Below are 11680 nucleotides of genomic sequence, written 5' to 3' on the forward strand. Positions count from 1 at the left end.
ATATGATTTTCCAATAGGATTTGGCAACATATTTGCCAGTTATTATATGTTGCGACAAAAGTAATTATTGTAGCAACGGTAATGAAATTTTTAAATTTTAAAGTGTTTTCATTGACAATAATGCAAACATTTTTTTCAAATCAACAATTTATCAAAAGAGTAATCAAGCCGTATTTTATCTTATTCCCCTAATAGAAAATCCGTTTTGAAAGAAACTTCCAAAACGGATTTTTAGTATTTAAGGATTTATTTCAAGTTCTATAACTCCAATAATCCATTGGTTTTACTCACTCCCTGAGCACTTTCCTGCATTTTAGCTTTTTCGGCATCACTAAGCGGAATATCAACAATTTGCTCAATACCATCCTTTCCTAAAACCACAGGCACTCCTATACATATATCATTTAGGTCATACTCTCCCTCCAAATAAGTAGAACATGGGAATATTTTCTTCTGATCGCAAGCAATGGCCTGTACCAGACCAGAAACTGCGGCTCCAGGAGCATACCAGGCACTAGTTCCCAACAATTTGGTCAAGGTTGCACCACCCACTTTAGTATCTTCAGCCACCTGTTGAAGTCTTTCTTCAGACAGGAAAGTTGAGACTTTTATACTATTTCTGGTAGCATGGCTGGTTAAAGGCACCATTCCCACGTCGCTATGACCTCCAATTACCATACCGTCCACATCTGAAATGGGCGCTTCCAAGGCCTCAGCCAATCTATATTTAAAACGAGCACTATCCAAGGCGCCTCCCATTCCAATAATCTTGTTCTTTGGAAGATTAGTGGTCTTGTGCACCAAGTAGGTCATTGTATCCATAGGGTTACTTACCACAATCATGGTTACGTTAGGGGAATGCTCAATTAAGCTTGAAGCTACAGATTTTACGATACCTGCGTTAATTCCGATCAATTCTTCACGGGTCATTCCCGGCTTTCTTGGAATACCTGAAGTAATAACGGCAATATCACTATTGGCAGTTTTGGAGTAATCGTTGGTAACACCTGTTATTTTGGTATCAAAACCATTTAAAGAAGCAGTTTGCATAAGGTCCATGGCTTTCCCCTCTGCGTATCCTTCTTTTATATCCAACAATACTACTTCAGAAGCAAAATTTTTAATTGCAATATATTCGGCACAGCTAGCACCAACTGCTCCTGCTCCTACTACGGTAACTTTCATGTTTAATTGTTTAAGTTTATTTTTTATCTCTTGACCTTGAATCATGACTTCGTTCATTGAAGAACACCATAATTAAGACTCTAAATAGCCATTTTTTCAAGGGTTTCCAAAAATAAACATTCTTGTTAGAAAATTAAGCGAATTCTGGGTCTATTTCTCCATTGCGAAATCGTTGTAATACATCGTTGAAATGCATAGCTGTTAAAAAATTTGACCTTTTAACGAAGAAAAATGCAAAATTGAACCATACATCGAATTGTAATAATAGAGGTTTAAAAAAGGGCGTTCTAGTAGTGTAAACCCCGAATCAAAAAAACCTACATAATGAAAAAGCTCTTTTCATTTCTTGGCATTGTTGCCATTGTTTTGGCAAGCAATTGCTCCCGAATCCCAGAGAATAATGATGATGTAATTGGCATCTGGTCAGATGAAGAAATTAATGCCTCCAGCCTAACTGCCAAACAAGAAACGGTGAGACACGAGTGGATTTTTAACGATGCCTATTTGGGAAGATACCACAGAAAAACAAATGGGGCCATTACCTTTAAAACAGATTTTAAATGGTCTATTGAAGATGATACATATACCATAACATATCTTGGGACCGATATGCCAGTAGAACATGTGCATATGCAATCTGCCAATGGAATCACTGTACTTGCAGACATACAAGGACAGACCATGGCTACCAGGGAATAAAAATTTTACTAGGTTCAAATACGCGAAAAAGCCGCATTCCATGACAGGATGCGGCTTTTTAATTATCTAGTTTCTAGCAATCTATTTTGCTTCGCCCATCTGGGCATCTAAAGCAAACTCTGTGTAATCCAATATATACACACCTAGCAAACTCCATTTAAACTTCTCTCCTTCATATTTGGATTTAAAATCTTCACTATCCATAAATAAACGATCAAAATGCTCGTCTAAGTTACTTTTTGTCAACCAAACGATCTCTTCTCCTTTCTTTACGTAATAGGATTTGGCTATTCCACCCGCCAATTTTAAGCTACCAACACCAATACTGGCTGTTTGCTTGGCAAAAGGATCTGAATAAACCTGAATAACCTGACTGTACTTTGGGTTTACCACCTGCATTAAATACTCCGTAGGTTTCTTTTTATTTTTCAAAGACACCATTTGGTTGGTATACATGGTATAGCCTTTACTCAAATGCTTTGTGGCATCTGTTTTTCCCCATTTAGTAGCATCATTAAAAAAATTTGCCTGCTTATCCAATTGCTCCAAACCTGAAGGAGCCATATAAAGGTCTGCAATATCAGTAGCCTGAATTTCTACTTTCTTTTTACCGTCCTCAATGATTTTCAACCTATGGATTTGACCTTTTTTACGGTCTACGTCCTTGATATGGCCTTCAATTTTAGTACCATCTTTAAGTGTTACATAGGCTGGTTTCTTTCTGGAATAAGAAGTGTAAGCCGGATCAAAGGCGGCCTGTTGTTCTCGTTCTTTCAAATCTTCTTGGGCAAAGGTCATTACGCCCGTCATAAATAACAGTAGGGAAACTACTTTTACTTTCATAATAAAAATTTAGGGGTTGTTAATAAACATCCCTAAAAATAAAACGCCCGCCAATTGGCGGACGAATTTATGTTGTGAAAGTCTTATTTATTATACATCAATGTTTGCATAAACGGCATTTTTCTCTATAAAGTCCCTTCTTGGAGGAACTTCGTCACCCATAAGCATAGAGAAAACCCTATCCGTTTCGGTTGCATTGTCAATTGTAATTTGACGAAGTGTTCTAAACTCTGGGTTCATGGTCGTATCCCATAACTGTTCGGCATTCATTTCCCCAAGACCTTTATAACGTTGTATACTAACGCCGCCACTATAACTTGCGGCTATCTCATCACGCTCCTTATCAGACCAGGCATAGCGTTTCTTAGAGCCTTTCTTTACTAAATATAAAGGAGGAGTTGCTATGTAAACATGGCCACCTTCTATCAACTCCCTCATGTACCTGAAGAAAAATGTGAGAATCAATGTTTCAATGTGGCTACCATCCACATCGGCATCACACATGATAACAACCTTATGATATCTTAATTTTTCCAGGTTCAAGGCCTTACTATCTTCTTCCGTTCCTATAGTAACCCCTAGAGCCGTGTAAATATTCTTTATTTCCTCATTTTCAAAAACCTTGTGCTGCATGGCTTTTTCCACGTTCAAGATTTTACCCCTTAACGGAAGAATGGCCTGAAATTTTCGGTCCCGGCCCATTTTTGCCGTACCACCTGCAGAATCTCCCTCCACAAGAAATACTTCACATTGCGCAGGATCCTGTTCAGAGCAATCGGATAATTTCCCAGGTAGCCCACCAATACTCATGACCGTCTTACGCTGCACCATTTCACGGGCCTTTGTAGCGGCATGCCTCGCCTGAGCGGCAAGAATAACTTTTTGGACAATCACCTTGGCATCATCTGGATGCTCCTCCAAGTAATCCGTAAGCATTTCAGAAACAGCTTGACTCACCGCTGAAGAAACCTCGCGGTTTCCAAGCTTGGTTTTCGTCTGACCTTCAAATTGAGGTTCTGCCACCTTAACGGAAACAATGGCTGTAAGTCCTTCACGGAAATCATCTCCCTGAACCTCAAACTTTAATTTCTCGAGCATTCCTGAAGAATCTGCGTATTTCTTTAAAGTAGAGGTCAATCCCCTTCTAAAACCGGAAAGATGGGTACCCCCCTCGTGCGTGTTGATGTTATTCACATAGGAATGTAAGTTCTCTGTGTAACTAGTGTTGTATACCATCGCTACCTCCACAGGGATACCGTTTTTCTCGCCCTCCATTGCGATAACTCCTTGAATCAAAGGTTCACGGGTACCATCCAAGAACTTAACAAATTCGCTAAGTCCAGCATCGGAATAAAAAGTTTCAGAAAGGTATTCCCCTTCTTTATCCTTTACTCTTTTATCCGTAATGCTTATGGTAACCCCTTTGTTCAAGAATGAAAGCTCACGCATTCTATTGGCAAGCGTCTCATAACTATACTCCGTAGTTTGGGTAAAGATCGAATCATCTGGAACGAACGTAACAATGGTACCAGTTTCATCCGTCTCGCCCACACTTTTTACAGGATAAAGGGATTTTCCCCTTTCGTACTCCTGCTCCCAAACTTTCCCATCTCTATGTACGGTAGCTTTAAGGTGATTAGAAAGGGCGTTCACACAAGAAACACCTACCCCGTGCAAACCACCGGATACCTTGTATGAGTCTTTATCAAATTTTCCTCCGGCTCCAATTTTGGTCATTACCACCTCCAGTGCGGAGATACCTTCTTTTTTATGCAGGTCAACAGGAATACCCCTACCGTTATCTTGACAGGTAATGGAGTTATCCTCATTGATTATTACGCTTATTTTATCACAATGACCACCCATGGCCTCGTCAATGGAGTTATCCACTACTTCATACACTAGGTGGTGCAGCCCTCTCACACCAACATCACCAATATACATGGAAGGGCGCATACGTACGTGTTCCATACCCTCTAGGGCCTGGATACTGTCCGCCGAATATTTTTTCTTGTTTTCTTCTTTGTTATTCGCTTCTTCGCTCATAAAATTACAAGGTTGTTAAACTTACATTTTGGCAATCTAGCAAATATACGGAATACCCTATAGAATATAGGTTTTTAGCACTATATTAACTCTAAGTTATCAACAATATTTGTGGAAAATTTACATCGCAGATTTACATTTCGACGTGTACAAAGAATCCCTTAAAATTGGCACTTCAAAAACACAAAAAAACCCTGTCTACAAAATAGACAGGGCATTATTATAACAAACACAAACTTATTTATTTCACATAGGCATCTGTGTGAACCTTTGCAACAGCTCTACCGGAAGGGTCGTTCATATTTTTAAACGCTTCATCCCATTCCAAAGCAATCTGTGTACTACAGGCAACGGAAGCCTCTTGAGGTACACTCAATGCCGCTGCATCCGATGGAAAATGGGACTCAAATATGGAGCGGTAATAGAATTCCTCCTTAGAAGTCGGAGTCTGGATAGGGAACCTATACTTGGCGTTGGCCAACTGCTCATCTGTAACCTCCGTATTTACAACCTCCTTTAAAGTGTCTATCCAGCTATAACCTACACCATCTGAAAACTGCTCTTTCTGTCTCCATGCAACGCTTTCTGGTAAGTAATCCTCAAAGGCCTTACGCACTACCCATTTTTCCATACGTTCGCCGTTGATCATTTTATCCTGCGGATTAATGCTCATGGCCACGTCCATAAATTCCTTATCCAAAAATGGCACACGACCTTCTATACCCCAAGCCGCCAAAGACTTGTTGGCACGCAGACAGTCATACATATGCAATTTGCTCAACTTACGAACGGTCTCCTCATGAAACTCTTGTGCGTTTGGCGCTTTATGGAAGTAAAGATACCCGCCAAACAACTCATCTGCCCCTTCACCGGAAAGCACCATTTTAATCCCCATTGATTTGATGACACGGGCCATTAGATACATAGGAGTGGAAGCACGTATGGTTGTAATATCATAGGTCTCCAAATTGTAGATAACATCCTTAATGGCATCTAAACCTTCCTGTATGGTAAATTTAATCTCATGATGAACGGTTCCAATATGATCGGCCACTTTTTGAGCGGCAGCCAAATCCGGTGAACCTTCCAGACCTACAGAGAAGGAATGTAATTGTGGCCACCAAGCATCAGTTGTATCATCTGATTCCACCCTTTTTTGGGCATATTTTTTGGCTATGGCCGAAGTTACCGAAGAATCAAGACCTCCGGATAATAAAACTCCATAAGGCACATCGGACATTAATTGACGATGCACAGCTGCTTCCAAAGCCTCTTTTATGGCCTTAATACTGGTTTCGTTTTCCTTAACGGCTTCATACTCCATCCAATCCCTTGAGTACCATCTTTTAAACTCACCATCCTCACTATGAAAATAATGCCCCGGAGGAAACAATTCTATTTTAGAGCACGTTCCTTCCAAAGCCTTTAATTCTGAAGCCACGTAGAAAGTACCATTCTGGTCCCATCCTATATAAAGAGGAATAATACCCATATGGTCGCGAGCTATGAAGTAGGAATCATTCTCAGCGTCATAGATGGCAAAACCAAAAATACCGTTCATTTCATCTATGAAGTCCGCACCTTTTTCTTGATACAGGGCCAATATTACCTCACAATCAGAGTCCGTTTTAAAATTGTATTTTCCTTCAAATTGTTTTCTAAGTTCCCTATGATTATAAATTTCTCCATTGGCCGCCAAAATCAACTTTCCATTTTCACTCAACAAAGGCTGCTTTCCTGAAGCTGGGTCTACAATTGCCAAACGCTCATGGGCAAGAATGGCTTTCTCATCTGCGTAGATACCGCTCCAATCCGGACCGCGGTGTCTTACTTTTTTAGACATTTCTAACAACTGCGGTCTTAAAACATCTGAACTCTCCTTTAAATCAAAGGCACATACAATTCCACACATAACAAAATGATTATTTGTAATTTGAAAGCAAAGATGAACCTATTCTTTCAATTAAAAAATATTATTTAATTTTTAACTACACATTGAAACTTTTAAATTCAATTCCAATTCAAACTGTACAAAATAGACTTTAATTCAATTAAAAATTAAAGATTGTGTAAGAAGGAGTAATTTTAACGACTCTTTAGGAAAGATTAAATTGTTAACTAAGTAGTTTTATTAAAAACATTAATTCTATCATGAAAAAAGTATCTCTTATCGCATTTTTGGCAATAGCCATGTTTTTCTCAATCGATGCCACCGCACAGAAGTTCAGCGGTCTGGACAAAAGTCCTATGGACATGGCGTCTTTTCCCAACGATTATAAAATTGCCAATAAATCCGTTAGGGTAATCTATAGCAGACCTCAACTAAAGGGTCGTTCCCTTGCAGAACTTGCGCCAGCCGGGAAGGTATGGAGAACAGGTGCCAATGAAGCTCCTGAAATTACTTTCTATACAGACGCAAATTTTGGCGGTAAGGATATCAAGGCAGGTACTTATTCTTTATTCACTATTCCTGGCGAAAAGGAGTGGACGGTAGTACTTAACAAAAACTTGAACCAATGGGGCGCTTACTCTTATGATGAAAGTGCGGATGTTGCCCGTGTATCAGGTATTTCTAAAGCTGAAGGTGACTCGTTAGAAGAATTTTCCGTTACCTTTCAAGAAACTGGAGACGGTGCTTCACTAGTTATGGGTTGGGAAAAAACGAGAGTAGCCGTACCTATCACATTTACCAAAATGTAATTGATCCACTATCTATACACAAAACCCAAGGCTAATGGCCTTGGGTTTTTTATTTGGTGTATTCGGAATCTTATATTTTATTTCCACCAATATATGTAGCTAGCACCTTTATTTTGGGAATTTCAGTTAAAGGTACTTGCATCAGATCATTTTCATATATAACGAAATCCGCCATTTTTCCGGGTTCAATACTTCCCTTTTCATTTTCCTCAAAATTGGAGTAAGCAGCCCATATAGTCATACCACGTAATGCTTCCTCCCTACTTAAGGCATTCTCACTCTGAAAACCTCCTTCTGGATATTGCTCCAAATCCTGTCTCGCTACAGCTGCATAAAAAGTTAGAAACGGACTCACTTGCTCCACGGGAAAATCCGTACCCAAGGCCACTAGCCCGGCTTTATCAAGTAATGATTTATAGGCGTAGGCTCCTTGTATTCGCTTTTCCCCCAACCGGTCTTCAGCCCAATACATGTCACTAGTAGCGTGGGTAGGCTGTACTGATGGTATAATCCCATCTTCAAAATAACCAAAATCTTCCTCATCGATTACTTGGGCATGTTCTACCTTCCATCTTTTATTGGTTTTCCCTTCAAGAGCATTTTTGTAGGCCCTCAAAACCACTGCATTCGCAGAATCCCCAATGGCGTGGGTATTCATTTGAAACTCGGTCACCGATAACTTTTTGGCCAAATCAGCTATTTCATTTACAGGCGTTACCATGGCACCAAAATGTTGGTGTTTGTCCGAGTAGGGTTCTTTTAATGCAGCTCCCCTAGACCCCAAAGCCCCATCACCATATACTTTCACTGAACGCACATTTAATTTCTCCGTCTTAATAGGACCCTTCTCCAAAAAATAATCTACCTCCTTAGGGTTATTGCTGATCATGGCGTACATCCTAATTCTGAGCTCATCTATCTGTTGAAGACTATCTATTAATTCAATAGTAGAGCGGTCTATCCCCGCATCGTTCACGGTTGTCAATCCGTAAGAAAGACAGATAGATTCAGCATCTTTCAAGGCCTTAATTCTAGTTTGCAAATTGGGCGCTGGAGTTATGGAATCTATTAACATCATAGGGTTATCTATTAGAACACCCGTAATTACATTGCCATCCTTCACAATTTCACCTCCTTCAACCTTGGTATCATCATTGATTCCCGCCAATTTTAAAGCAGCAGAATTTACCAATAATGCATGGCCGTCTATACGACTTAGAGAAACCGGTGTATCCGGAAATAGCTCATCCAGCTCTTTTTTGTTTGGAAATTCCTTGACTTCCCAATCATTTTGGTCCCAACCCCTTCCAATAATAAAATTGGCGGGATTTTCCTTTTGAAAGGCCTGAACCCGCTCCAATACTTCTTGATAACTTTTGGTACCCACCAAATCTACCGTTTGTTGGTCCAGTCCTAACCTATAAAAGTGACAATGGGCATCTATAAGACCTGGAGTTATGGCTTTTCCATCAGCATTTACAACCTCAGCAGCTGTAAATCTATCCGTTATTTCTTTGGTAGTTCCGGCAGCAACAAATTTACCTTCCTCGACCGCAAAGGCCTCTACGGTATTAAATTTCTCATCTACCGTATACACTTTTGCATTAACCACCAGTAAATCTACCTCTTGCTTGGTAGGTTGACAAGAAAGAAAAATGAGGCCAATAGAAAGGAAAAAATATCTAATCATTAGTGAGGGATAAAACTAGTTGCGGATGTAAGTTTTTTATTTTGGGGTGATTCTAGACCCGGTAATTTGGTAGGTACCGTCATAGGAAGAACTTTCTCCAGATATGGTATCTCCTTCAGCGGTCAAGACAACAGAGAAAACAGTACCTTCTACGTTGACATCAAAAGTAATTTTTTCACCGTCCACTTGAACATTGTAGCCTTTTAACGTTGCTCCGCTCAATTCTACTTCAACCCCATAGGCTTCATCTTTTTGACTGATAACTATGACACCTGAGCTATATTCAGGAGGTGCGCTAACCACTTTATACTTCCATATACCCACAAGACCATCCGCTACCATCGGATTCTGAAACGCTATATCAATAGAATTTGTTTGTTCGCTAGAAGCTTGAATCATATTGACCGAAAAAAAAGTCAAAACAAGAAAACCATAAGCTATTTTCTTCAATGCATTTTTCATGGAATTAAATTTTAAGTTTTCTTAAAGATACTATTTTATCTCCATCAACAAACTTTAAATAATTAAGGCCTGCAATAGGTTTATTGGCCCATCTTCATTAAGTTTATTCACTTTCAAACTTAAACTGAACAAATGAAAACTTTTAACTCAGCCAAATTAGCCCTCATAGCATTGTTTTTTATAATGTGTGCAAAAGAAGGTCTTTCCCAGAATGCTAAAAGGGAGTACTATCAATTGAAAATGTACACTTTAAAGGACGAACAACAAGAAAGCAGGATGGACAACTATCTTGAAAAAGCTTATTTACCAGCTCTCAAGAAGGCCGGAATCAACAACGTAGGCGTTTTCAAATACAGACCTAACAATTACTTATTGGCAAATAAGATTTATGTATTAATTCCATTTTCATCCCTAGACCAATTTGCCCAACTGGAAGAAAAATTGAATCAAGATACCGCATACAAGGCTGCAGGGGAAGATTACATCAAAGCCAAATATGACAACCCACCCTATGAACGTATTAATTCTACCTTGATGCGGGCGTTTGGGGAAATGCCAAAAATGAGAGCCTCCACGGTATCAGGTAAAAGGAAAGATAGGGTCTATGAGCTACGAAGTTACGAATCTCCAACCGAGGCTACTTATTGGAATAAAGTGGATATGTTCAATGCTGGTGGGGAAGTAGAACTCTTTGAATCCCTAGGATTTAATGCCGTTTTTTATGGGGAAGTTATATCTGGAGATAGAATGCCCAACTTAATGTACATGACCACTTTCACGGATATGGACACCAGAGATGCCAAATGGGAAGCATTTTTTAGTTCGGACAAGTGGGGCGTGTTGGCAAACGACCCCAAGTACAAAAACAACATGAACAAGGCTGATAAATTACTTCTTTACCCAACTGAATACTCGGATTATTAGGGATATTTAATCAGGAGAGATTTCTTGAAATATAAATTCAACCCTGCGATTGAGGGTTCTACCTTCATCGGTTTTGTTTGTGGATACTGGCTTTGAACCTCCCAAGCCATTCCAGGAAATCCGATTTTTAGAAAGGCCTTTTTCTTGCAAGAAGGAAGCCACCGCCCGTGCTCTTTTTTGGGATAATTTTTTATTGTAGGATTTAGAGCCCACATTGTCCGTATGGCCATTGATAACAATACTAATTTTTGAATTATCCTGCAGGTACTCCAAGACTTGCAGGAGTTCTATTTGAGCTAGTTCAGTTAGATGAAATTCATCAAAAACAAAGAGAACATTCTTAAAAACATGTGTCTCGCCCACCTTAAACTCTTTCCTGCGCAAAGAATTACTTTCCAATTGTTCTTTATTGCCGAGTGAATCTTCAATTTCAAGCACCTTCACCATATCTATGTAGTAGTATGCTCCCTGCTTGGCATTTTTCTTAGTTTTGAACAATCTAGTTCTTCTATTATTTTTAAAATTGCCCAATATCATAAAACGCTCCCCTCCTTTTGCTTCAAATTGGGTATGCACTAAAATCCAATCTTGGGTATCCGAATAGAAATTACTGTAGCCAATTTCCAAGTAGGTATATCTATTTTCCCTGTGTTCATACCACAAGCGTTTGGAAAACTCTTTTTTGGTATCATTTTCAATTTTATGACTGGAGAAAAGAGCACCAAACTCTTTAATAGCAAAGTCTGATTTTTCTGCCAGACTTACATAAAAGGAAACTTCATACTTGGTTCCCGCCACCAAAGGAGATTTAAGTTCTGCCTGCAGATATTCCCTATAATCATCCGGAGCATAGAAATAAAGTCCGGCATATCCCTTTCCAAAATTCGCAGCTTGTGCCCCATTAAAGTTTTTGGGGGTACCCATTTCCGAACTGCAACCATTAAAATAATCTGTGGAACCGCCAGTGGGAGTAGTCCAAATATCAACATCAAAATTAAAGTTCCCCAGTTTTTCCGGACAGCGGTTATACACTTCAAAACTCGGATTCAGAACCAAATTCTGTGAGAAAGAATATAGGATTCCCAACCCAAAAAAAATAGCTACAAGAAAACGAGGTAACATAGAAGGAGT

The 11680-nt window shown here is 39.4% G+C and carries 10 protein-coding genes; 3 read left to right on the forward strand and 7 right to left on the reverse strand.

Features of this window, described 5'->3' with window-relative positions; genetic code table 11:
* Positions 1 to 258: 258 nt before the first annotated feature.
* A complete protein-coding gene (locus tag IL355_RS14065; protein WP_192462748.1) occupies positions 259 to 1185 on the reverse strand; it encodes a malate dehydrogenase in 927 nt (308 codons plus the stop codon).
* 324 nt (positions 1186 to 1509) lie between these two features.
* Here IL355_RS14065 and IL355_RS14070 point away from each other — a divergent pair, with 324 nt between their 5' ends.
* Positions 1510 to 1884 carry a hypothetical protein gene (locus IL355_RS14070; protein WP_192462749.1) on the forward strand — a complete coding sequence of 125 codons (375 nt, stop codon included), beginning with the start codon at positions 1510 to 1512 and terminating at the stop codon, positions 1882 to 1884.
* Positions 1885 to 1965: 81 nt separating this feature from the next.
* Here the strand turns inward: IL355_RS14070 and IL355_RS14075 are convergent, their stop codons facing one another.
* The 3 genes from IL355_RS14075 to asnB form a co-directional block, all read right to left on the reverse strand.
* A complete protein-coding gene (locus IL355_RS14075) occupies positions 1966 to 2727 on the reverse strand; it encodes a hypothetical protein (RefSeq protein WP_192462750.1) in 762 nt (253 codons plus the stop codon).
* Between the two features lie 90 nt (positions 2728 to 2817).
* On the reverse strand, positions 2818 to 4773 hold the full coding sequence (gene gyrB, locus IL355_RS14080) for a DNA topoisomerase (ATP-hydrolyzing) subunit B (protein ID WP_192462751.1): 1956 nt from the start codon (positions 4771 to 4773) through the stop codon (positions 2818 to 2820).
* A 241-nt stretch (positions 4774 to 5014) separates the two neighbouring features.
* Positions 5015 to 6685, reverse strand: a complete 1671-nt coding sequence (asnB, locus tag IL355_RS14085) for an asparagine synthase B (RefSeq protein ID WP_192462752.1) — start codon at positions 6683 to 6685, stop codon at positions 5015 to 5017.
* Positions 6686 to 6924: 239 nt separating this feature from the next.
* On the opposite strand from asnB, the gene IL355_RS14090 reads away from it, so the two are divergent.
* On the forward strand, positions 6925 to 7473 hold the full coding sequence (locus IL355_RS14090; RefSeq protein WP_192462753.1) for a DUF2911 domain-containing protein: 549 nt from the start codon (positions 6925 to 6927) through the stop codon (positions 7471 to 7473).
* Between the two features lie 70 nt (positions 7474 to 7543).
* Here the strand turns inward: IL355_RS14090 and IL355_RS14095 are convergent, their stop codons facing one another.
* Both IL355_RS14095 and IL355_RS14100 read right to left on the reverse strand, forming a co-directional pair.
* A complete protein-coding gene (locus IL355_RS14095) occupies positions 7544 to 9163 on the reverse strand; it encodes an amidohydrolase (protein WP_192462754.1) in 1620 nt (539 codons plus the stop codon).
* Positions 9164 to 9199: 36 nt separating this feature from the next.
* A complete protein-coding gene (locus IL355_RS14100) occupies positions 9200 to 9625 on the reverse strand; it encodes a hypothetical protein (protein ID WP_192462755.1) in 426 nt (141 codons plus the stop codon).
* 132 nt (positions 9626 to 9757) lie between these two features.
* Here IL355_RS14100 and IL355_RS14105 point away from each other — a divergent pair, with 132 nt between their 5' ends.
* Positions 9758 to 10549, forward strand: a complete 792-nt coding sequence (locus IL355_RS14105; RefSeq protein ID WP_192462756.1) for an NIPSNAP family protein — start codon at positions 9758 to 9760, stop codon at positions 10547 to 10549.
* A 6-nt stretch (positions 10550 to 10555) separates the two neighbouring features.
* Here IL355_RS14105 and IL355_RS14110 read toward each other — a convergent pair whose 3' ends face one another.
* Entirely contained in the window at positions 10556 to 11605 is a 1050-nt protein-coding gene (locus IL355_RS14110; protein ID WP_225621249.1) for an OmpA family protein, read from the reverse strand.
* Between the last annotated feature and the right edge of the window lie 75 nt (positions 11606 to 11680).

This window comes from Euzebyella saccharophila, from assembly GCF_014855495.1.
Classification (GTDB): domain Bacteria; phylum Bacteroidota; class Bacteroidia; order Flavobacteriales; family Flavobacteriaceae; genus Euzebyella; species Euzebyella saccharophila.

Bases quoted from the DNA above. Each gene is read 5' to 3' on its own strand.
- IL355_RS14065 (WP_192462748.1), bottom strand. From the start codon at position 1,185: ATGAAAGTTACCGTAGTAGGAGCAGGAGCAGTTGGTGCTAGCTGTGCC.
- IL355_RS14070 (WP_192462749.1), top strand. From the start codon at position 1,510: ATGAAAAAGCTCTTTTCATTTCTTGGCATTGTTGCCATTGTTTTGGCA.
- IL355_RS14075 (WP_192462750.1), bottom strand. From the start codon at position 2,727: ATGAAAGTAAAAGTAGTTTCCCTACTGTTATTTATGACGGGCGTAATG.
- gyrB (WP_192462751.1), bottom strand. From the start codon at position 4,773: ATGAGCGAAGAAGCGAATAACAAAGAAGAAAACAAGAAAAAATATTCG.
- asnB (WP_192462752.1), bottom strand. From the start codon at position 6,685: ATGTGTGGAATTGTATGTGCCTTTGATTTAAAGGAGAGTTCAGATGTT.
- IL355_RS14090 (WP_192462753.1), top strand. From the start codon at position 6,925: ATGAAAAAAGTATCTCTTATCGCATTTTTGGCAATAGCCATGTTTTTC.
- IL355_RS14095 (WP_192462754.1), bottom strand. From the start codon at position 9,163: ATGATTAGATATTTTTTCCTTTCTATTGGCCTCATTTTTCTTTCTTGT.
- IL355_RS14100 (WP_192462755.1), bottom strand. From the start codon at position 9,625: ATGAAAAATGCATTGAAGAAAATAGCTTATGGTTTTCTTGTTTTGACT.
- IL355_RS14105 (WP_192462756.1), top strand. From the start codon at position 9,758: ATGAAAACTTTTAACTCAGCCAAATTAGCCCTCATAGCATTGTTTTTT.